Raw genomic sequence first — 21,425 nt, 5'->3', positions numbered from 1 at the left:
CTGGCAGCTATGAATCAAGAACAGCAAATTATGCAGTGGATTGATGATCATAACGATGAAATTATAAGCTTCTTACAACAATTGATACAGATTCCGAGTGTGAACCCCTGGTTTTTCGATGAGCCAGGGCCATCCAAAGAAAAAGACGTTCAGGAATTTATTGCCGATAAGCTGACTAAATTAGGCGCCGATATCGAATTATGGGAGCCTGTCGCCGATGATTTAAAGCAATATGAAGGTATGGCTGGTTATTATCCGGGAAGAGACTTTCAAGGAAGACCCAATCTGGCAGCTACTTTTGGAGCAGGAGAAGAAGGGAAGTCCCTGCTACTCTTTGGACATATTGACGTAGTAAAAGCCGGTTCGAAATGGACCGTTGATCCCTTTGGGGCTGAGATCATTGACGGCAAGCTGTATGGCCGGGGTACGGTTGATATGAAAGGCGGGGTCGCGGCCATGATTATGGCGGTTGCGGCGATTCTCCGCAGCGGGGCTAAGCTTAAGGGGCCTGTTATTGTGGGTACAGTTGTGGATGAGGAGACGGGTGGCATGGGTGCACTTGATTTCATTCACCATGGCTATCGTGCAGATGGGTGTATATTGACGGAGCCTACTTCACTTACAATCGCTCCATTATGCAGAGGCATTTTGTGGGGCAAAATTAAGGTGCAAGGCCGCAGTGGTCATATCGAGATGCCACAGGCGGACTGGCAGGATGGCGGTGCGGTGGATGCCATTAAGAAAGCCAGATTAATTCTGGAGCAGTTCGATCATCTGAATGCAGACTGGGCTGTACGCAAAACGCATCCGTATCTTTCGATTCCATGCCAAGTCCATGTAGCGCAGTTTAATGCGGGTGAGTACCCAACTTCATTTGCCAATGAGGCTGAAATCGTGTTTAATGCGCAGTATTTGCCGTCGGAACGGGACGATAAATTAATGGGCGGACATGTGAAGAAAGAACTGGAAGACTTCATTTATAATATAGCGAAATCGGACCCTTGGCTAAGTCAGAATCTGCCGGAAATTGAATGGTTGGTGGATGCCGATTGTGCGGAAACCGATGTTGAGCATCACTTTGTTCAGACTTGTGTTCAATCTCTGCACTCTATTGGTCTGGAAGGCAAGATCGAAGGACTGGGCTTCCATACGGATATGGGCTGGCCAGTTAATGTTGGGATTCCTACAGTGAATTTTGGCCCGGGAGATCCTAGTCTGGCTCACCACAGCGATGAGTTCACACCCGTAAACGAAGTGATAGATGCCGTTAAAATGATCGCCAAGACAATTATAGACTGGTGTGGAACTGAAGCAGTGGAGGTGCAGAATTGATGAAGGTATTATTCATAGGTGAATCCTGGATTGTTCATATGATCCATACGAAAGGTTATGACAGCTTTACATCGACTAAATATGAAGAGGGAGCTACGTATCTGTTATCCTGCTTGCGTGAAGAGGGTGTAGATGTGACTTATATGCCTTCGCATGAAGTGCAGGTACGCTTCCCGAAAAGCCTGGAAGAGCTGCAAGCCTTTGATGCCATTGTGATCAGTGATGTGGGTGCTAACACTTTTCTGTTGCAGAACCCAACATTCTATCAAATGCAGATTATTCCCAATGCGCTCGACTCCATTAGACAGTTTGTTGCTGCAGGCGGCGGATTGTTGATGATTGGTGGATACCTGACGTTTATGGGGATCGAAGGTAAAGCGAATTACAAAAACACCATTCTCGCCGAGGTGCTGCCGGTTGAAATGATGAATGGCGAGGATCGTGTAGAGATGCCCGAAGGCTTCTCTCCGAAGGCTTCCAAGTCTCATCCGCTAGTCGATTCATTCGGTGAATGGCCTAGGCTACTAGGATACAATAAATTGGTGACCAAGCCGGATGCGGAAGAAATTCTGAATTATAACGGCGACCCAATGCTTGTAGTAGGCACCTATGGATCAGGCAAAACCGCAGCCTTCGCAAGCGACTGTGCACCACACTGGGGCTCGCTGGAATTTATGAACTGGGAGCATTACTCGGCGTTCTGGGGGAATCTGCTCAAGACACTGCAATAGACCGATCCTCCACAAAGTGAAAAGCAACGCTTGAGGATATGCGGCTTAAGTGTTAAATAAAATCTGCTATGTTTCTTACGAGCCTTGCACACCAAGAAGGTGTGCACGGCTATTTGCCGATTCTTAAGTTATGCCTGAGGGCAAGTCCAACGGGCTCTTTTTGTCACGAAAAAAAAGTTCAGAATATCTTAACAATCTCGGAAATAGAGATGAACATACGCATTTGTAAGCGTGTTCATCCTAATGGGGTGATACTTCTAGTTTGCGCAGCCAAAAGGAGGGCGAAAGATGAAGTCAGGCAAAAGGGGATTATCGCTTGTACTGATGTCGGTTTTAAGTGTGTCTTTATTGTTTGGTTGTTCGGGCGGTAAGAATAGCCCGGCAGAGACGGGCAGTCCGGGGAAGAAGGCTGAAGGGGGACAAACAGCCAAGAAGACGGTTAACGTCACGTTCAGGGATGACGGTGTTGGTGAGAATGGGGCGTTCTATAAGTGGCTGAAGGAAGTCGCGGCAAGTTATCCGGATAAAAATGTGGAGATCAAGCCGGCGCCGATTCAAGCGTCGGAAGGTGATTATTTTGCGAAGATCGCTCTGGCTTTGAAGTCCAAGGATACCGCACCGGATATTGTGACGGAAGATACGTTTATTCTGAATTCGGATGCCAGTGCAGGATTCCTGGAGCCGCTTGATGATAGATTGGCGAAGTGGGAGGACTGGACCAACGGCTCCTTCATCGAAGCGATGAAGAAGGGCGTTACGGCTAGTGACGGCAAAGTGTACGGGGTTCCTTACAACACGGATTCCCGCGGGTTATGGTACAACAAACAGATATTCAAACAGGCTGGTCTTCCAGAAGACTGGCAGCCTAAGACATGGGAAGATGTCTTGAATGCAGCCAGAACGATCAAGGAAAAAGCGCCGGATGTCGTACCGATCTGGATGAACATGGGTAAGGCGACAGGCGAGGCGACCTCGATGCAGACGTATGAAATGCTGCTGTATGGTACTGGGGAGAGGCTGTACGATGATGCCACCGGGAAATGGACGGTCAAAAGCCAGGGCATTCTCGATGCGCTTGGCTTCGTAGAGACGGTTAATAAGGAAAAGCTGGGGCCTCCGCTGTCCAAGGTGCTCAACGGTCAGGCTGGCAACACCGCATCCCGTGAATACTTGCCAAAAGGCAAGCTGGCGATTTCACTGGACGGATCATGGATTTCAGGGAATTATCTCGATACCGGGGCTGCGCCATGGCCGGAATACAAGGATGTGCTGGGTTTTGCACCGATGCCTACCAGTAAGGGACAGGAGCCAGGCTCCATAACGCTGGCTGGTGGATGGGCGCTGTCGATTCCAAGCAACTCCAAGAATAAGGATGAAGCGTGGGCGTTTATTCAATACGCCTTAGGCAAGGAAAATACTCAGAAGCTGGTCATTGCTTCCGGAAATATCACCGTTCGTGCCGATGTTGCCAAGGACCCGGGATATACCGAAATGCCGTTTAACGAGATTGCGACAGAATACCTGAAGAACGCGGAGTTCAGACCGGCTCAGGATAAATATCCGGAAGTGTCCACACAAATTCAAACGATGGTGGAATCTGTGGCTACGGGAACTGCACCTGCTGATGCGATGAACAAATACGCGCAGGATGTTACCCGCATCGTCGGCGCGGAACATGCAGTGGAGAAATAAAAAAGTATAACCGGGGGCCGGCTTGCTCAAGCATTCTTCAGGCTATTCATGGATGTTTGGGCAAGCGGCTTTGTTAAGAACTACAGCATGGAAGGAGAACGACGCATGAGCAGTTTGTCGGTGGACATGTACGGTAAGTCCAGAAAATCGTATACGTGGCTCTTTTTTTTACTACCATCGATCGCGATTATGCTACTATTTTTTATTTATCCGATATTGTTGACGTTCTTCTATTCCTTTACGAACCTGGCGTTGACCGGTGAGGCCGCGAAGGAATTAAAATTTATCGGATTTGATAACTATACGCGAATGTTCCAGGACCCTACGGTAAGAATCAGCATCTGGAATACGTTGATCTTCCTGATCGGCTCGGCGGTTATCGGCCAACAGGTGCTCGGATTTCTTATTGCATTGCTGATGAAGCAGCGGAACAAAACCTTTCGGCGCGTCATTGGGACCATCGTGCTTGCGGGCTGGGTCACACCAGAAATCGTATGCGCCTTGTGTCTGTACAGCTTCTTTGGGGATGATGGTACGCTGAATGCGATCATTGGGTTTTTCGGATTTTCGGAAGTGACTTGGCTGTTCACGGTGCCGATGCTCACCATTATCCTGGCGAATATTTGGCATGGTACCGCATTCTCGATGCTGGTATTCCAGGCGGCGCTGGACGATGTGCCAACTGAAATCGAGGAGGCTGCGGTGGTGGACGGGGCATCCAAGTGGAAAATATTCACCCGTATCATTCTGCCTTATATTAAAGGGACCATCACAACTAACATGATGCTGGTCACATTGCAGACGCTCGGGGTATTTGGCTTGATTTATGCGATGACCGGGGGTGGTCCTGGTAACTCCACGACTACGCTGCCCATCTTCATGTACAATCAGGCTTTCGTGAACTATCAGCTCGGTTACGGGACGGCCATATCGTTACTACTGCTGCTAATCGGTATCGTACTAAGTCTGTTATATATCCGCTCGATGAAAGAGTAACCGAGGTGAATCCATATGAATACCAAACAACGCAAACTGATCTTTCGCATCTTGCCGTATGCTATCCTTGCAGGGATTGGAATATGTTTCGTGCTACCGCTGCTTTGGATTCTGGTGGCTTCTGTAGATCCCAATGCGATGCAATCTCTAAAGGCTCCAAGTCGGCTCACCGGGGCTAATTATATCGAAGTCATCACAAGCAGAGACAATCAAAGAGCCTTCCTGATCGGCCTTGTAATGTCGCTTAGCCAAGCTGTGTTGGTTGTAATTCTAGCTTTGCTGGCAGCTTATCCATTATCACGTTATCAACTGAAGTATAAGAAGCCGTTCATGCTTACGATTTTGTTCATGACTTCCCTGCCGATTACGGCGGTCATGGTGCCTGTGTATCAGTTGTTTCTGGGGCTGAAGCTGTACGACAATATTCTTGGTGTCATTCTGTTCTATGTAGCGTCTTCGATGCCTTATGGCATCTGGATGATGAAAAACTTTATGGATTCCGTACCGGGCGACTTGGAAGAAGCTGCTTGGGTGGATGGCGCTTCGGTGTTTACGGGGATCCGCAAGGTTGTAGCTCCGCTCATGGTTCCCGGTATATGTACGGTAGCGATTTTCACCTTCTCTGGCAGTTGGGGTAACTTCTTCGTGCCGTATATCCTGCTCCAATCTCCTGAGAAATTCCCGGCTTCCGTGAAGCTATATCAGTTCTTCGGGCAATACGGCATGGTTGATTATGGCAGCCTGGCTGCGTTCTCGGTCCTGTATGCAATCCCGGCGATCATTATGTATATCCTCTCACAGCAGTACATGTCCAAGGGTTTTGGGTTACAGGGAGGTACTAAGGGGTAGAGCCTTTCACGAGATATCTTTTGATAAACAAACCATTTTTGAAAATATTAACGGCAGAAATGCCGTTTTTTGTTTGGAGACATTTTTTAAAAATAAGACGAGTACTGTCTCAGTTTATTTATATCTACGATAGTTACGGTTTTATTTTCCTTAATAATAATGCCGTCATCTATCAGTTCATTGAGCAGCCGCCGGAGATGGCGGTCCGAAATCCCCAGCATGCTGGCAACTTCCTTGCTAACAAAAAAGATTACCGGTGTCTCGAACAGCTCCGAAGTCTGTAGCAGGTATTTGCATAATTTGTTACGGGCAGGGTACAGCAGGGACCTGGCATTCTGAATGGAGGACCGCATCAGCTTCTCTGTTATGCTGGAGCACATGAACATTAGGAAGGGGACGGATCGGGTCAGCGTGCTATTCATGATCTCCAAGGGAATTCGCAAAATTTCAGTCGGCACAGCGGCAATTACAGTATGAAGGTATTGGCATTTATGAAAATATTCTATGTCCCCCAGCAGTCCTCCGCGCTCCAAATAATCCACTACCGCAATGTTTCCCTTCTCAGATGAATTATGAATGGCTACCTTGCCCTCGATGATGATAAAGAACTCCGTCAATTCATTGCCGGTAGAAATGACCGTTTCGTTCTTCTTGTAACGCTTGATTTCAAGAGCAGGCAGGATCTCACCCGGAATAAGGTCCTGCAGACCGGCCTTTACGATGGCTGCTCTAAGGTCTGGTCGAGGCTTGTTGACCGTCATGCAGGCAGACTCCTCACGTCTTTATTTGTCGTTCTAAAAAGCGGACATATGTCCTCCTGTTTATGATTTTCAAATCATTATACTAGAGCCAGAAAGACAAGACAAATGCATAAAGATAGAGGTGACGGTATGAATTCTATAATTGATGACCATAGTTTGGCGAGCGCGGGAGCTGTAAGAATGCATTGGTTCCGGGAGCGGATGCCCGTTGTTGCTGGGGTAAACCAAACATTTAAGGAACAGCAAATCTTTAAAGGTATGACGATTGCGGTGTGTATGCATATTGAACCGAAAACCGGATTTTGGATTGAGGGGCTGCTGGGCGGTGGTGCGGATCATGTCTATCTGTTAGGCTGTCTGGGGACAACCAAGAAGGATACTGCGGCATACTTGGCCTCCCTTGAGCATATCACCGTGCTGGGGAAGGAAGGGGACACTTACGAAGACCACAAGGAATATCTAAAGCTGGTGATGGAGCATAAAATAGACCTTTTCCTGGACAATGGCGCAAGCCTGATTCTGGCGCACCATGAGCTTAATCCGGGCTGGAGCCCTATGGGCGCCAATGAAGAGACGCGTTCCGGGAAGCTGCTTATCGAGAAAGGTCAGGTAGAAACGGCCTATCCCATTGTGGTGATTGACGATTCGCCCCTGAAGCAAATTCTGGAGAATGCCGTAGGTGTCGGTCAGTCGGTTGTTGACGGATTTATGCGAACCACCAGCCTGCTGGTCGGCGGGAAAAAGGTACTTGTAGTGGGCTACGGATACTGTGGGAGCGGTGTAGCGAAGAAGTTCCGTGGCTTAGGCGCCACGACCCTGGTGTATGATCTCAATCCTGTCTATCAATTGAAGGCGAAGTCGGATGGTCATATTGTAGGTGAATTGCAGGAGTTAATTCCTCAGGCAGATGTCATTATTACTGTGACCGGCGCCTTTGATGTGATTACCGAAAGGCATATTCCTTTATTCAAGGATAAGGTGATCCTTGGCAATTCCGGTCATTACAGCTTCGAGATCAATGTCAAGGCGATCAAGCAGGCCTCCATTTCAATAGATCAGGTCAAGGAAGGGGTTGAACGAATCAGCTTCAGGGAGAAAAGTCTCTATTTGCTTCACCAAGCCAATCCGCTGAACCTTGCCGGTGCTGACGGTAATCCGATTGAAATCATGGATCTCGGGCTAGGATTACAATCCTATTCCGCCTATCGTATTGTTACAGGAGTAGAGACGCTGCAACCCGGAATGCAGCCGGTACCGGATGATATTAATGAAAGCATCAGTCAGCTATTTATTGAATCCTTGAAATGATCCATTCCCTTTCAAGGAACAAGAAAACGAACAGTTGATTTCACGAAGCGTAGCTTGTGGAGTTATACAAAGAGGCTGTCCCAAACACAAACTTTGGAACAGCCTCTTGTACTTACTCGGGGTATGAAGTTGTCTACTCTACGTGTTTATTTAAGGGGCGGAGTGCTGAGTGGAGCTTTGCGCACCTTCGCTGCTTGCTCATAAGAATATGCAAGCGAGAGGAGCAGCGGTTCGCTGTAATCGCGGCCGAGCAGTTCGGCTCCGATTGGAACGCCAAGCGGCGCCGTTGCGGTTGGCGTAGAGAAGCCGCCTGGGAACGTGACGGCCGGGAAGCCTGTGCCGTTAGATAGCGTACCGTTGCGCTCCATCTGATCCGCTGCGCTGATCGGGGCGACGAGTACCTTCTGCAGCGGGTACAGGATGGCGTCAAGCCCCAAGTCAGCCATCTTCGAAGATACTGCCAGACGCAGTTTGTCACGGTTCAGGGTGCGGTCTTTATACTCCTGGTTGTTCAGGCCGTCTTCCACGGCAATTTCGGTTTCAAGTGTTTTTTGGACTGTCGGTGATGCGGTTTTGGAATCCACCAGCTGACGGAAGGTTTTCACGGGAGCGTTGGGTCCAAGTTCGGCGAAGTATTTATCCATCGCAGATCTAGCTTCCCAGCTAGCCGTCCCTACCTTCGGTGACAATGTATCGTATTCCGGAAGCGAGAAACGGATGATCGTCGCGCCTTTGGCTTCCATCGTTTTGATCACTTGCTCCATGACCTTATTTACTTCTGCATGGCGTTCTTCCGTACCGTACAGATTGGTCATGACGCCGATTCGCGCGCCTTTCAGCGAATTCGCATTCAATCCGGCCGCATAGCTTTTCGGGGTCTTGCCGACGCCGAATGCGGTGATAGGATCTTTCGGGTCATAACCGACCATGACGTCGAGCAGTCTGGCCGCGTCTTTCACTGTGCGAGTGATCGGACCTATTTCATCTTGCGTAAAGCTGTTAGGCATGACGCCGGCACGGCTGATCAAACCCCTGGTGGGACGCACGCCAACCAGGCTGTTGGCGGAAGCGGGAGAGCGGATCGATTGACCGGTGTCGCTGCCCGCTCCCAGCACGGCGAGATTGCTGGCAATAGCCGCGCCGGTACCTCCGCTTGAGCCGCCTGGGGTCAGGGTTAAGTCGTACGGGTTCAACACTTGGCCGCCGAGGCTGCTGATGGACATGCCTCCGCGCGCGAATTCCTGCAGATTGGCTTTTGCGAGGATGATAGCCCCGGCTTTGCGCATCTTATCTACTGTGAAGGCGTCGGATGGTGGTACCGAGTCTTTCATGGCCACGTTGCCTCCAGTCGTAGGCATATCCTTAGTATTGTAGTTGTCCTTCAAAATGATCGGGATGCAAAACAAGGGACTAACCTTGCCTTTGCTGTCTTTGTACTGCTTATCCATCTTCGCTGCAAGGTTCAATGCGTCATTGTTGACGTTAATAATGGAGTTGATGGCTGGGCCTTTCTTGTCATAAGCATTGATACGGGCGAGGTAACTTTTGACCAGTGCGGTACAAGTGAGTGTTCCGTTCGCGAATGCGGCGTGAATGCTGTCTACAGTTGCTTCCTCAAGGACGAAGGGCTTGGCTTTTTTGTCTTTATCTTTCGCGTCCTTGCCGTAGGCGGGAAACTGTAAAACTCCGAAGATTAAAACCAAGGCGATGACAAGTGATGTTAGATTTCTGGGTGTAAATTTCATTAAATGCCCTCCTATTATTTTATGCGTCAGATTATATAACTTAAAATTTAAAATAGCAATAGATTTCGTCTATTGTGTTAATTTATATAACATTAAAATTTGAAGCAGACCTCGGGGCTGCGTGGAAGCCGTCGTGAAGCAGTTAGAGTCCCGGATACAGGAAACGCCAAAGGATAAGCCGCTAAAAAAAGCAGTACGCGCGTTCCGCAAAGACCTGCTCCCTCGTCTGCAAAAATACGAAGTTCAGCAAAGCAAAAAAAATGGCGATGCAAGGATAGCCCTTGTACCGCCATTTTTTCATGTGCGCCCGGCATGGGCGATAACTTGGCGGTGAAAGTCCGCTACAGGCTTGGCAGTAGGAACTGTTAGCCAAGGGCAAGGGTGTCTGCCGCGAGGCAGAATCTGAAGGAAGCCGGAGGCAAACCCTCGGTCTGACGAACAGAAATCACATACAAGGCAGGGTGGGACGGACGAGCTCGCATGACAAAGCAAAGTCCAATACTGCCCGAATCCCATCCTGTAAATGTGGCGGATAGATGAGGGGAAGGTTATCGCTCTTACCCGGGGAGATCCCACAGACGCGAAGTGGGAAAAAATCCGAAATAGCGGAGTGAAGCTCGCTGTGAGAGGTCAGCAGAGGCCATAGTACGGAAAGTTTCATCTACCTGAACGAATTTGACCAGGAAATGAAGAGTCGGGAAGTGAACGTCATCCGGTATGCAGATAACATCGTGGTACTAGCCAGAAGCAAACGGGCAGCAACACGGCTTTTGGAATCCTGCGGGAGGTATTTGGAGAACAAGCTAAGACTCCAGATGAATGCGCAGAAAAGCAAGGTCGTCAGCGTAGTGGCCCGGAAGCATTTCAAATTCCTTGGTTTTGCACTAGGAAAGAACAGAAATAGCGTGGATATTCGCGCGCATGGTCAGTCCCTCGCAAAAGCAAAGAAGAAGCTGAAAGAACTGACGAGCCGCAGTCAAGGAAGGAATATCCGTCAAGTCATGGAGAAGGTGAAAGTCTACATTTGGGGCTGGATTGGCTACTACTATGTGGCCGACATGAAACGAATCTTGCAAAACTGGAGCGAATGGCTGCGGAGGCGACTTCGAATGTACATCTGGAAAGGATGGAAGAAGCCGAGAAGTAAGGTACAAAACCTGCGCAAGCTAGGAATACCGGAAGGGCAGGCATACCAGTGAGGAAACTCGCGCCTTGGGTATTGGAGAATCGCCGGAAGCCCGGTGTTGTCTCGTTCCATAACAAATGAAAAGCTCGCGCTGGCCGGATATTATGACTTTCCGGCACAGTACGAGCATCTACGAAAATAGCACTTATGCGGTTGAATCGCCGTATACCGAACGGTACGTACGGTGGTGTGAGAGGTCGGCTACTCAACGATGGGTAGTCTCCTACTCGATTACGTTGATAATTTCTTTACTTGGATTTAATCATTACATAATAAATCGTACTTATACTCAAAGGTGTTTACTAATAGTAAATATATACTTACTATGGGTGAATTCGTGGTGATAAACCGCTCGCAGGGCATTGCAAATGCCGAATTTCGGGCCAAATATTAGGGTGGGGTGAACATATGAACCGGTTAATTCCTTTCCAGGGAACACATAATTTCCGTGATATGGGCGGTTATCGTACTGCCGATGGCCGTAAAGTCAAACATGGTCTTTTCTTTCGTTCAGACGAATTATTTGCGTTATCAGAGCAGGATATCAGGGATTTTCAAGGCCTGAATATCCGAACGATAGTTGATTACCGCAGTGAATATGAGGTACAGAAGAAGCCTGACCCGATCTTCCCGCAGGTGAACCATCTGCACATACAAGCCATTACGTCCGGTTCGCTATCTATGATGAATATGCCGGATCAAACGGAGAATGCGGATCAGCAGGAGCATTTTATAATAGGTTTGTTAAAAAGCGGGTTCTTCAAGCAGTATCGTTCAGATACGATGATGTTGGATCTATACAGGAACTTGGTGTTTAACAACCCGGCATATCAACGGTTAATGGAGATGATTCAGCTTGAAAACAATCTGGGACTGCTGCAGCATTGTACGGCTGGCAAAGATCGGACTGGCGTGGGAGCAGCTCTGATTCTAATGGCGCTTGGCGTTTCGGAGGCTGATATTATGGAGGATTATCTGCTCACCAATGAGACGATGAGGGAGATCAATGGCCAAATTCTGCATCAGCTTGCCGGGCATGTGGATGAGGATGACCTGAAGAATATTGAGCATATGCTCGGCATTAAAGAGGAGTATATGGAGGCTGTTTTTAAATCTATTAAGGACAAATATGGAGATTACGATTCGTATTTAGCCGCCGAGTTCGACCTAACGCTTTCCAAACGGGAAGCTTTACAAATGCTGTGTTTGGAATGAGTGTCAGGAGGATCAATAACGTGGTAAACTTGGAAGCAAAACCGTTTAATTTAAAGCCTGCGGACATACAGTGGGTTCATGAAACACTGGCGGCGATGGACGTTAAGGAGAAAATCGGACAATTATTCTGTCTGATCGGTTGGACAGATGACCCCCAGCAGTTAAAGGTGCTGCTTGAAGCAGTCAAGCCGGGCGGAATGCTATTTCGCCCTGGAGCAGGGGCGTCTGTGCAGGAGACGCATCGCTTCATTCAACAGCTGTCTGACATCCCGTTGCTTCTTGCTGCTAATTTGGAAGCCGGGGGGAACGGGACGGCTGTCGACGGTACTTATTTCGGCAATCCGCTACAGGTTGCCGCCACGGATGACGAAAACGTGGCCTATAAGCTCGGTCTTGTGGCCGGCAAGGAAGGATGGGCCGTTGGCTGCAACTGGGCCTTTGCGCCAGTGGTGGACATTGATCTTAACTTTCGTAATCCGATAACGAACGTTCGGACGTTCGGAGCCGATCCAGCACGTGTCGCAAGGATGGCGAAAGCGTTCACTGCAGGGATGCAGGAGAGTGGACTTGCAGTGTCGGTCAAGCATTTTCCAGGTGATGGTGTGGATGAGCGTGATCAGCATCTCTTGACCACGGTGAATTCGTTGTCCGTTGAGGCGTGGGAAGCGACTTATGGGAAGGTCTTTCGGGAAGTCATCGAGGCGGGGGCCAACACCGTAATGGCCGGCCATATTATGCTTCCGGCATACTCGCGAATGCTTGCTCCCGGCCTAAGTGATGAAGAAATCATGCCCGCGACCTTGGCCCCCGAGCTGTTACAGGGGCTGCTTCGGGACCGTCTAGGTTTTAATGGTCTTATTGTTACGGATGCGACACTGATGGCTGGTTTTATGATGGCAGAGAGGCGTGAGATTGCCGTCCCGAAGGCTATTGCTTCTGGCTGTGATATGTTCTTGTTCAACAAGAATATAGAAGAAGATTTCAGCTTCATGGAGAAAGGGCTGGAAAGCGGAATTCTCACCGTGCAAAGGTTAGATGAAGCCGTCACCCGCATTTTAGCCCTCAAAGCATCTTTAGGGCTCCATCAGCGGCAACGTTCCGGCACACTTGTACCGGAGCCGGAGGCGCTCTCGCTGCTGCAATGTGAGGAGCATCGGCTATGGTCGAAGGCCTCCGCAGACCAAGGTGTCACCCTTGTCAAAGATACGCAACAGTTACTGCCGATTTCCGCCGCTAAGCATAGACGTGTACTCTTATATAGTCTGACAAATGGTAAAGCGCCTGGGAAGGGTTCGGACGTAAGCCAACTGGCAGAGCGATTAGTGAAGGAAGGGTTTGAAATTACACGCTTTGACTCTGAACAACTTGGCTTTGCAGCCATATTCCAAGCCGTAGAGCAGCTGCGCGATCAGTACGACCTGATACTATACGCAGCAAATGTAGAGACAGCAAGTAATCAGACGACAGTACGCATACATTGGGAACCGTTTCTTGCTGCTAATGTGCCATGGTTTATCCGGGAAGTGCCTACGGTGTTTATTTCTTTTGCTAACCCCTATCATCTGTTGGATGTTCCCCGGATACCTACGTACATTAACGCCTATTCTTGCAATGAAGCAACAATAGAAGCCGTAGTTGACAAGCTGCTGGGTCACTCGCCCTTTGCGGGAACCGATCCGGTCGACTCTTTCTGCGGTTTGTGGGAAGCAAAGCTGTAGGCTGTAAAGGATATCCTTATTGGAAATGACAATTTCGGTAACTATAAATGAATAAGGGGGAGTTTAATGGAACCCAAATGGAAAGAACAGCTAGAGCTGCATAGAAATCAGCGGCGTGAAGATATTATCCAGCATGCAAAGCAGTTATTCTTGGAGAATGGTTTAACCACGGTTACACTTAAGGATATTGTTGAGGCTTGCGGGATTAGTAAAGTGACCTTATATAAGTATTTCCGCTCTCTGGATGAGATTATTTTCGAGGTGGAAATTGAGATTTTAAGCGCTTGGTTAGAAAAGGTCAATCAGGCGACTCACCAAGGCGATAGTGGCTATGAAAAGCTGCAATTCTTGCTGGAGGAGCAGATCCTGGACTCAAAGGGAAATAAGGATGCGATTCGATTCATTGCGATGTTCGATACGCTCTATCAGGAAGAATATCCGACTCCGGAACTTGAAAATCGATACCGATCATTTCTACGTGGTGTGCCGCATCCCTTCTTATCCTCACTCCAAGAAGGGGTGAATGATGGCTCTATCCGCCAGGATATAGATGTCAAAGCGATGGGTTACACCATAAGTAATGTCGTGAATGCGACCAAACAGCGGATGATGCTACGCGGAAAACTACTTCACCAGGACCAGGATACAGATCCTGCTATTGTGATGAGACATATGGTGGATATGATCTTGGCTTATGTAAAAGCTTAAGCTAGTACGCGTACGCATTTAAATCATCGTTTGTGTAAATATAAAGGTGCTATTCCTTTGGGAATAGCGCCTTTTTTTTGTCTCGGCAGGCTTGGGATCGCACATTGGAGCGGATGTCATCCGTCCCCGGAATTTTAACAATAGATTTACTTCATGTTGATGATACTGTGACAATTTGATTCTATACTAAGGGTGTTTACTGATGGTAAACACTTATGTACTACCAGTAAATGGAGGATGGGCGCAATGACAACAATTTGACTTTTAGAAAGGGTAGGCCACATGACAAAATCAACTGCAGACAAAAGGAAAAGCAAAGTCAGGAAATCCGGCGTGCTGCTTCTAATGATGCTGCCGGGAATCTTTTACCTTGTAATCAACAATTACTTACCCATGTTTGGAGTGGTCATTGCATTCAAGGACTTCAATTATACCAAGGGCATTTTCGGCAGTGATTGGGTTGGATTCAAGAACTTTGAATATCTCTTCAAGACATCGGATGCCTTCGTCATTACAAGAAACACGATTCTGTATAACGGCGTCTTTATTATTCTTAATCTATTTATTGCGGTCGGCTTAGCCGTCTTGCTGAACGAGGTGAAGCAGCGCTTCTTATCCCGTTTTTACCAAAGTGTCATTCTGCTCCCATATCTGATCTCTATGGTGATCATTGGGTACCTGACCTTTGCAGTGTTCAGTATGGACAGCGGGCTCTTGAACAAGAGTATTCTGCCGATGTTCGGAATATCCGAAATTTCCTGGTACAGCGAGGCGAAATATTGGCCCTACATCTTGACCTTTGTACACAGCTGGAAGAGCGCCGGTTATCTGTGCGTGATCTATCTGGCAGCAATCATCGGGATCGATCAGGAATATTACGAGGCTGCAACCATAGATGGGGCGGGAAAATGGAGACAGATCAAAAGCATTACCTTCCCGCTAATAATGCCGGTGGTTACGGTGATGACGCTCCTGCAGATCGGGCGTATCTTCTATTCCGACTTCGGCCTGTTCTATCAAGTCCCGCTCAATACAGGAGCACTGCAATCAACCACGAACGTTATCGACACCTATGTCTATCGCGCATTGATGACGCTTGGGGATATCGGAATGTCTTCAGCAGCAGGGTTGTATCAGTCCTTAGTTGGTTTTGTGCTCGTCTTCATCTCCAATTATGTGGTGAAAAAATTCAACAGCGATAACGCCTTGTTCTAAAGGAGGGAATGTATTGAAAACAAGAAATTTGATGTGGCAATGGGGAATCAATATCATTCTGATGCTGGTTGCCTGTGTATGTATCCTTCCTTTTGTTCTGCTACTGACGTCTTCTATAACGGATGAGCAGGCTATTTATCAGCATGGTTATTCCTTCTTTCCGGAGAAGATCAGCTTTGCTGCTTACGAATATTTGCTAAATGATGCCTCGGGCATCCTGCATGCCTACGGGATCACGATCTTCATTACGGTAGTGGGAACGGCTTGCGGCCTGATCCTGACGGCTCTGTTGGCCTATCCTTTATCACGGCCCAATTTACCGTTTCGTAATCTCTGGTCATTCTTCGTATTCTTCACGATGTTGTTCAATGGCGGTCTGGTGCCGACCTATCTGGTCTATACACAACTACTCGATATGAAAAATACGATCTGGGCACTTATCGTGCCAGGGCTGCTGATGAATGCCTTCTATGTCATGCTGATGCGTACCTTCTTCGTAACATCGATTCCTGAACCTGTTATTGAATCGGCCAAAATAGACGGTGCAGGTGAACTTGGTACTTTTATCCGGATTGTGCTGCCGCTTTCCCTGCCGATTCTGGCGACCGTTGGATTATTTCAATCGATTAACTACTGGAATGACTGGTTTAACGGGATGATCTACGTTACGGATAGCAGCCTGTTCAGTCTACAGAACCTGCTAAACCGGATATTGCTGGATATTCAATTTTTGGCGAGTAGCAATTTTGGTAGTAGTCAAGCTGACGTGTCTTCCAATGCGCCAATGGAAACCGTACGGATGGCAATGGCGGTGATCGGTGTAATTCCGATTGTGGTAGCTTATCCATTCTTTCAAAGGTTCTTTGTTAAAGGACTTACAGTAGGTGCAGTGAAAGGCTAAGGCTATGTCCAGTATGACACTGGTTAGCATAAATAAGGAACTCACTAGGGAGGCTTCAGGGATGAACAGAAGAGGAAAAAAAGCAGTGTACAGTATTTTGACGTTGGCGATTACGGCAACAATGGTGCTGTCAGGCTGCAGCACAAAGAAAGCCGGCGGGGAAAGTGCATCAACAGACGGGAAGAATGAGGCTCCTTACGAAGTGACCATGGCTTTCTACGGCAATGAGCAGAAGGATATGCAGGAAGTGCAGAATGAAATGAACAAGCTCATCCAGTCCAAAATCAATGCCACCGTCAAATTGCTGCCCATCGCAGTGAGTAACTGGGCTCAGCAAACGAACCTGATGCTTGCCAGCAATGAAAAGATAGATCTGATGTTCACGTCTTCCTTATTCAATTACAGTACGCAAGTGGCTAAAGGGCAATTGACACCACTCGATGACCTGCTAGACAAAGACGGAGAAGGGATAAAAAAAGCGTTGGATCCTTCCCAGCTCTCGGCTTCCAAAGTTGACGGCAAGATCTACGGCGTTACGCCAGTAAGAGATCTTGCTTCTGACTACGGTATCTTGATGCGTAAGGATCTTCTGGACAAATATCATATCGACGCAGCCAATATTAAAAACATTAATGATCTGGACGCGGTCTTTCAGGTGATTAAAGATAAAGAACCGGCGATAGTACCACTGGTAGCCAAGAATCCTGGAACGGCTCCGTTCGACGCGGGATATATTACGTACGACCCTCTCGGAGGAGGGGTAGGGGTTCTGCCCGACTATGATAACAATATGAAGGTCGTTGACTTCTATGAAACACCGAAATACGCAGAACAACTGAGCACGTTGCGCAGATGGTACCAGCAAGGATTTATGCTGAAAGACGCAGGGACAAGCAAGCAGGATGGTAGAGAAATGGTGAAGGCGGGCAAGGCCTTCGCTTACTTTTCCAACCTTAAGCCAGGATCTGAAATTGAAGCCTCCCGCAAGAGTGGTAAGGAAATGACGGTAGTACGCCTTACACCGGCTTATGCTACGACTGACTCCATCACAGGCATTATGTGGTCCATTCCGGTAAATTCGCAGAATCCCGAAAAAGCGATGAAGCTTCTGAACCTGCTGTACTCTGATAAAGAGTTGTACAATCTGTTCACTTGGGGTATTGAAGGCAAGCATTATGTGAAGAAGTCCGACAATGTGATTGATTATCCGCAAGGCGTAGATATTCAGAGCCTGGGCTATAACTTCGGTACGCCGTATCTGTTCGGTAACCAATTCTTGTCCTACACCTGGACAACAGAAGATCCGGATATCTGGAACAAGATGGACAAGTTCAATAGGGGTGCCAAGAAATCCAAGGCGCTGGGCTTCAGCTTCAATGTGGACAATGTAAAAACTGAAATGGCGGCAGTCAATAACGTACTCTCAGAGTTTAGAGTGGGACTGGAGACAGGTACGCTTGACCCGACAGAAAATTTGCCGAAGTTTATTGAAAAGCTAAAAGCAGCAGGCAGCGACAAGATTATCAGCGAGAAGCAAAAACAGCTTGATGAATGGGCGAAGACTCAGAAATAAAGGGTACAGTGCAGAAGGAGTCAAAAGCGTATGCGGACCAGGGAGGATTTTGATACAAACTGGATGTTTCATTTTGGTGAGGTAGGAAAGATCGTGAAGACGGTTAAGAAAGCAGGGATGATAGCTGGCTTGACCAATGCGCTTGAGGAAGAGCGGCATGAGCCTTTCGCTATGGGTGAAGCCGCACGTATCACCCAGGATGTTATTCGGAAATTAATGGGCGATCCTCATTTTGAAATTTCGCAAATTTACGGATCGGATACGCCAGATGACAAGCATACAGGCTGGGTTTGTGTAGATTTGCCGCATGATTGGAGATTGGAGCAACCCTATAGCCAGGAGGAACATGGAGCAGCGTTTCAGGGATATTTGCCGGGTGGTGTGGGCTATTACCGCAAAGTGTTCCAAATTCCGCAGGAAGACGAAGGTAAGAAAATCGTCATCGAGTTTGACGGTGTCATGCGGGCCAGCTCAGTTTGGGTAAATGGGTGCTTCGTTGGCGATCATCTTAGCGGGTATACCAGCTTCCATTATGACATTACTGATCTGCTGAAATACGGAGAAGCTGAGGGGGATAATGTCATCCTGGTTCGGACGGATACCACCGGCGGAGAGGAAGGCTGGTGGTACGAAGGCGGAGGTATCTATCGTCATGTGTGGTTAACCAAACATGATTATCTCCATGTCGACCGCTGGGGAACCTTTGTCAGAACCGACTGGGTAGAGAATGAGACGGCTGCGATTACAGTGGAAACGACGATAAGTAACGAGTATTCACGGACGATGGATTATCGCATTCGTACAAGTATTTTGGATAGGAACGGTAAGCTGTCCTCTACAATAGAGACGGATTGTACAACAGGTGGACTCGACAAATTAACAACGCTACAATCACTTCAAGTCCCGTATCCGCAGCTCTGGTCACTGAGCACACCACATTTATATGAGGTTGTAACCGAACTGCTACATGAGGGCTGTATCGTCGATACGTACCGGACGGTTACAGGCATACGCACGGTGGAATACCGTCAGGACGGGTTATATCTGAACGGCGAGTACGTGCTTCTAAAAGGCACTTGCAATCATCAGGATTTCGCGGGTGTAGGCATCGCACTGCCGGATCGTGTACATGAATACAAAATCAAACGGCTGCTGGAAATGGGCTGCAATGCTTATCGCTGTGCCCATCATCCCCCGGCGCCGGAACTGCTGGAGGCCTGTGACAGACTCGGAATGCTGGTTATGAACGAGAACCGTGTGATGGAAAGTACGGAGATCAAGCTTGAGGAATTGAAATCGATGTTGTACCGTGACCGCAATCATCCCAGTATTTTTATGTGGAGTCTCGGCAATGAGGAGAAGATCAGCGGGAGCTATCAAGCCAAGCGAATGCTCAAGCGCATACGGGAGCAGGCTACAAAAATTGATCCTACCCGTCCCCTTACGGTGGCCTGCTTAAGTCAGGATGGAATCGAGATTGATGTGAACGGCGTTAACTATGCTGAATCTATAAAAGGTAACCAATCGATCGGAGAGTGGTTCCATGACCATCCGCAGGCCAAGGTGCTGAATACGGAGAATGTCTCCTTCTTCTCTACGAGAGGGGTCTATGAGGATGATCCAGGGGGCGGGCGCTGCTCCAGCTACGGCTCTAAATATACGATGTCAGGCAAGGAGATGGATGTAGGCAACCTGGGCGGGGCAGGCGGAACGTCGACACCTGAGCAAAGCTGGCGCTACTATCTGGATAACCGTTTTACGGGAGGTTTGTTCGTGTGGACAGGCTTTGATTATCGCGGAGAGACGACACCATTCCAGTGGCCGTCTGTGACATCGCATTTCGGTATCCTCGATTACTGCGGTTTTGCTAAGGATTCTTATTATTTCTATCAATCGATCTGGAAGGATGAGCCCATAGTTCATCTAATGCCGCATTGGAATTGGTCTGAACGGGTGGGACAGCCGGTGGAGGTCCGCGTGTATACCAATTGCAGTGAGGTTGAACTGGTATTGAACGGACAAAGCGTAGGTATTAAGAACGCGGAAGTGGAAGCAGGAGAACATACATTATCATGGCAGGTCGTCTATGAACCGGGTGTGCTCGAAGCTGTTGCTTACCGGGACGGTATGGAAGTAGCGAGAGAGCGGAAAGAAACTACAACCGAAGCGTATGCTATTCATCTGGAGGCTGACGGGACAGAGCTGATGGCTGACGGTCAAGATGTATCCATAATTACCGTAACAGTAAGAGATACAGCGGGGAGAGTAGTGCCTGTTGCCAATAACCTGATTCAGTTTCAAATTTCAGGGGAGGGCAAGCTGCTGGGGCTGGGGAATGGTGACCCCGGGTGCCATGAATCGGATAAAGGGAATACCAGGAGCGTGTTCAACGGCTATGCTCTAGCCTTGGTACAGCCACTGGATCAGGCAGGAAATATCCAAATTAAAGCGTCGTCGGTAGGTTTAGTGTCGGACGTATTGACCTTAACCTCAATGAATTCATCTGCTATCTAATAGTAATTGAAGAGCACCCCTTAGAATAGACATTGGAATAAACCTTTGGTTTATCTGATAGAGTTCCAGGGGGTGTTTTTGCTTCGTTGATACTAATTGGTGAAATTTTGATGTTCATGAGAATATAAAGTAGGAAGGGGGAACTTATGAACAGATTCCTGAATGTACTTATGGTAATACTCATGCTGATGTTTATCTCTGCGTGTTCACAAGCAAATTCCAATTCTGTTGCAGAACCAGAAGAAATGTTGACACAGAAAGATTTTATCACCAATAAAGTGGAATTCTACACCCAAGATCACTTTAGGTTTGTGGAGAAATTCACAATTGAAGGCTCAAAAGCCCCGTACACGCTCCATTTTACGTTTGTGCCGGAAGTGGGTTCTGCACCTATCAAAGAGGATATTTATCGTTCAATGGTGGACTATGCCTGGAATGTGAACAACTTCTTCCCGGAAATTAAACGTTATGAATTCCAAGTCTTATGGGATGAGAATGTCAAGAAAGAGGCCGTAGAGGCCATTATGGACGAAGAGGCTGTAAGGAGCCTGAACATTCGCTACCTGGATTTGAAGAATGCTCAATTAGGTGGCAGCGGCGACGTCTCGTATCGGTCGTTCTTCTCTAACCTCACTGAATCGGATGAAGCAAAGCGTTGGGCGGAGAAAGAGACTGGAGTTTAAAATGCACCAATTGGCTGGAAGTTCATAGTGAAGGGGCTGTCCCAAAACTAGGTATATTTCTTGATAAGAAGCCTATCTGCTAAAAAATAAAGCGCAAATAGAACATGGCGGTGCTCAGAAAGAGTCCTGATCCCGCCATGTTCTATTTGTGGTCGACGATCACGGGATGGGTAAGCGAAAGCCAGAGCCAGAGTGAAACGCTGACCCAAACCCAAACCCAAACCCAAACCCAAACCCAAACCCAAACCCAAACCCAAACCCAAACCCAAACCCAAACCCAAACCCAAACCCAAACCCA

General features: G+C 48.1%; 19 protein-coding genes. 16 read left to right on the top strand and 3 right to left on the bottom strand.

The window, feature by feature from the left end; translation table 11 throughout:
- The first annotated feature begins 9 nt into the window (after positions 1 to 9).
- The 5 genes from ACFRAM_RS25580 (at position 10) to ACFRAM_RS25560 (ending at position 5,600) form a co-directional block, all read left to right on the top strand.
- Complete coding sequence (locus tag ACFRAM_RS25580) at positions 10 to 1,332, top strand: ArgE/DapE family deacylase (RefSeq protein WP_379469430.1); 1,323 nt, start codon at positions 10 to 12, stop codon at positions 1,330 to 1,332.
- Positions 1,332 to 2,063 (top strand): glutamine amidotransferase, encoded by a 732-nt coding sequence (locus tag ACFRAM_RS25575; protein ID WP_175372409.1) that lies wholly within the window; start codon positions 1,332 to 1,334, stop codon positions 2,061 to 2,063. Before ACFRAM_RS25580 ends, ACFRAM_RS25575 begins: the two co-directional genes overlap by 1 nt.
- Before the next feature lie 288 nt (positions 2,064 to 2,351).
- Complete coding sequence (locus ACFRAM_RS25570) at positions 2,352 to 3,755, top strand: ABC transporter substrate-binding protein (protein WP_379469428.1); 1,404 nt, start codon at positions 2,352 to 2,354, stop codon at positions 3,753 to 3,755.
- Positions 3,756 to 3,860: 105 nt separating this feature from the next.
- Positions 3,861 to 4,751: a carbohydrate ABC transporter permease gene (locus ACFRAM_RS25565; RefSeq protein ID WP_175372278.1), complete on the top strand. Its 891-nt coding sequence runs from the start codon at positions 3,861 to 3,863 to the stop codon at positions 4,749 to 4,751.
- Between the two features lie 15 nt (positions 4,752 to 4,766).
- Positions 4,767 to 5,600, top strand: coding sequence for a carbohydrate ABC transporter permease (locus ACFRAM_RS25560; RefSeq protein WP_379469425.1), 834 nt, complete (start codon positions 4,767 to 4,769; stop codon positions 5,598 to 5,600).
- A gap of 86 nt (positions 5,601 to 5,686) precedes the next feature.
- Here ACFRAM_RS25560 and ACFRAM_RS25555 read toward each other — a convergent pair whose 3' ends face one another.
- Positions 5,687 to 6,361: a Crp/Fnr family transcriptional regulator gene (locus tag ACFRAM_RS25555; RefSeq protein ID WP_379469423.1), complete on the bottom strand. Its 675-nt coding sequence runs from the start codon at positions 6,359 to 6,361 to the stop codon at positions 5,687 to 5,689.
- Positions 6,362 to 6,490: 129 nt separating this feature from the next.
- On the opposite strand from ACFRAM_RS25555, the gene ACFRAM_RS25550 reads away from it, so the two are divergent.
- Positions 6,491 to 7,669: an adenosylhomocysteinase gene (locus ACFRAM_RS25550; protein WP_379469421.1), complete on the top strand. Its 1,179-nt coding sequence runs from the start codon at positions 6,491 to 6,493 to the stop codon at positions 7,667 to 7,669.
- Between the two features lie 146 nt (positions 7,670 to 7,815).
- On the opposite strand, the gene ACFRAM_RS25545 is transcribed toward ACFRAM_RS25550, so the two are convergent.
- On the bottom strand, positions 7,816 to 9,414 hold the full coding sequence (locus ACFRAM_RS25545) for an amidase family protein (protein ID WP_379469419.1): 1,599 nt from the start codon (positions 9,412 to 9,414) through the stop codon (positions 7,816 to 7,818).
- Between the two features lie 133 nt (positions 9,415 to 9,547).
- Here ACFRAM_RS25545 and ACFRAM_RS25540 point away from each other — a divergent pair, with 133 nt between their 5' ends.
- The 10 genes from ACFRAM_RS25540 (at position 9,548) to ACFRAM_RS25495 (ending at position 21,127) form a co-directional block, all read left to right on the top strand.
- Positions 9,548 to 9,748: a hypothetical protein gene (locus tag ACFRAM_RS25540; RefSeq protein ID WP_379469418.1), complete on the top strand. Its 201-nt coding sequence runs from the start codon at positions 9,548 to 9,550 to the stop codon at positions 9,746 to 9,748.
- A gap of 325 nt (positions 9,749 to 10,073) precedes the next feature.
- Positions 10,074 to 10,613 carry a group II intron maturase-specific domain-containing protein gene (locus ACFRAM_RS25535; protein WP_379469653.1) on the top strand — a complete coding sequence of 180 codons (540 nt, stop codon included), beginning with the start codon at positions 10,074 to 10,076 and terminating at the stop codon, positions 10,611 to 10,613.
- A 395-nt stretch (positions 10,614 to 11,008) separates the two neighbouring features.
- A complete protein-coding gene (locus ACFRAM_RS25530; RefSeq protein WP_379469416.1) occupies positions 11,009 to 11,815 on the top strand; it encodes a tyrosine-protein phosphatase in 807 nt (268 codons plus the stop codon).
- 20 nt (positions 11,816 to 11,835) lie between these two features.
- On the top strand, positions 11,836 to 13,533 hold the full coding sequence (locus ACFRAM_RS25525) for a glycoside hydrolase family 3 protein (RefSeq protein WP_379469414.1): 1,698 nt from the start codon (positions 11,836 to 11,838) through the stop codon (positions 13,531 to 13,533).
- 66 nt (positions 13,534 to 13,599) lie between these two features.
- Complete coding sequence (locus ACFRAM_RS25520; RefSeq protein ID WP_379469412.1) at positions 13,600 to 14,241, top strand: TetR/AcrR family transcriptional regulator; 642 nt, start codon at positions 13,600 to 13,602, stop codon at positions 14,239 to 14,241.
- Positions 14,242 to 14,523: 282 nt separating this feature from the next.
- Positions 14,524 to 15,456, top strand: a complete 933-nt coding sequence (locus ACFRAM_RS25515) for an ABC transporter permease (RefSeq protein WP_066364578.1) — start codon at positions 14,524 to 14,526, stop codon at positions 15,454 to 15,456.
- A gap of 13 nt (positions 15,457 to 15,469) precedes the next feature.
- On the top strand, positions 15,470 to 16,357 hold the full coding sequence (locus ACFRAM_RS25510; protein ID WP_246316904.1) for a carbohydrate ABC transporter permease: 888 nt from the start codon (positions 15,470 to 15,472) through the stop codon (positions 16,355 to 16,357).
- Between the two features lie 61 nt (positions 16,358 to 16,418).
- On the top strand, positions 16,419 to 17,930 hold the full coding sequence (locus ACFRAM_RS25505; protein ID WP_379469409.1) for an ABC transporter substrate-binding protein: 1,512 nt from the start codon (positions 16,419 to 16,421) through the stop codon (positions 17,928 to 17,930).
- Positions 17,931 to 17,960: 30 nt separating this feature from the next.
- Positions 17,961 to 20,444 carry a glycoside hydrolase family 2 TIM barrel-domain containing protein gene (locus ACFRAM_RS25500; RefSeq protein ID WP_379469407.1) on the top strand — a complete coding sequence of 828 codons (2,484 nt, stop codon included), beginning with the start codon at positions 17,961 to 17,963 and terminating at the stop codon, positions 20,442 to 20,444.
- A gap of 146 nt (positions 20,445 to 20,590) precedes the next feature.
- Positions 20,591 to 21,127, top strand: a complete 537-nt coding sequence (locus tag ACFRAM_RS25495) for a hypothetical protein (RefSeq protein WP_379469405.1) — start codon at positions 20,591 to 20,593, stop codon at positions 21,125 to 21,127.
- A 47-nt stretch (positions 21,128 to 21,174) separates the two neighbouring features.
- On the opposite strand, the gene ACFRAM_RS25490 is transcribed toward ACFRAM_RS25495, so the two are convergent.
- A partial coding sequence (locus ACFRAM_RS25490; RefSeq protein ID WP_379469403.1) for a hypothetical protein occupies positions 21,175 to 21,425 on the bottom strand: 251 nt, incomplete at its 5' end.

The sequence above is a fragment of the Paenibacillus sp. NPDC056722 genome, assembly GCF_042790635.1.
Lineage (GTDB): Bacteria > Bacillota > Bacilli > Paenibacillales > Paenibacillaceae > Paenibacillus_AQ > Paenibacillus_AQ agri.
Note: the sequence above shows the minus strand (reverse complement) of the source record. Positions and strands in the feature narration are given on the sequence as shown.

Coding starts and splice junctions, on each gene's coding strand:
- ACFRAM_RS25530 (WP_379469416.1), top strand. CDS start 11,009: ATGAACCGGTTAATTCCTTTCCAGGGAACACATAATTTCCGTGATATG.
- ACFRAM_RS25545 (WP_379469419.1), bottom strand. CDS start 9,414: ATGAAATTTACACCCAGAAATCTAACATCACTTGTCATCGCCTTGGTT.
- ACFRAM_RS25560 (WP_379469425.1), top strand. CDS start 4,767: ATGAATACCAAACAACGCAAACTGATCTTTCGCATCTTGCCGTATGCT.
- ACFRAM_RS25500 (WP_379469407.1), top strand. CDS start 17,961: ATGCGGACCAGGGAGGATTTTGATACAAACTGGATGTTTCATTTTGGT.
- ACFRAM_RS25505 (WP_379469409.1), top strand. CDS start 16,419: ATGAACAGAAGAGGAAAAAAAGCAGTGTACAGTATTTTGACGTTGGCG.
- ACFRAM_RS25575 (WP_175372409.1), top strand. CDS start 1,332: ATGAAGGTATTATTCATAGGTGAATCCTGGATTGTTCATATGATCCAT.
- ACFRAM_RS25550 (WP_379469421.1), top strand. CDS start 6,491: ATGAATTCTATAATTGATGACCATAGTTTGGCGAGCGCGGGAGCTGTA.
- ACFRAM_RS25580 (WP_379469430.1), top strand. CDS start 10: ATGAATCAAGAACAGCAAATTATGCAGTGGATTGATGATCATAACGAT.
- ACFRAM_RS25495 (WP_379469405.1), top strand. CDS start 20,591: ATGAACAGATTCCTGAATGTACTTATGGTAATACTCATGCTGATGTTT.
- ACFRAM_RS25565 (WP_175372278.1), top strand. CDS start 3,861: ATGAGCAGTTTGTCGGTGGACATGTACGGTAAGTCCAGAAAATCGTAT.
- ACFRAM_RS25555 (WP_379469423.1), bottom strand. CDS start 6,361: ATGACGGTCAACAAGCCTCGACCAGACCTTAGAGCAGCCATCGTAAAG.
- ACFRAM_RS25515 (WP_066364578.1), top strand. CDS start 14,524: ATGACAAAATCAACTGCAGACAAAAGGAAAAGCAAAGTCAGGAAATCC.
- ACFRAM_RS25570 (WP_379469428.1), top strand. CDS start 2,352: ATGAAGTCAGGCAAAAGGGGATTATCGCTTGTACTGATGTCGGTTTTA.
- ACFRAM_RS25520 (WP_379469412.1), top strand. CDS start 13,600: ATGGAACCCAAATGGAAAGAACAGCTAGAGCTGCATAGAAATCAGCGG.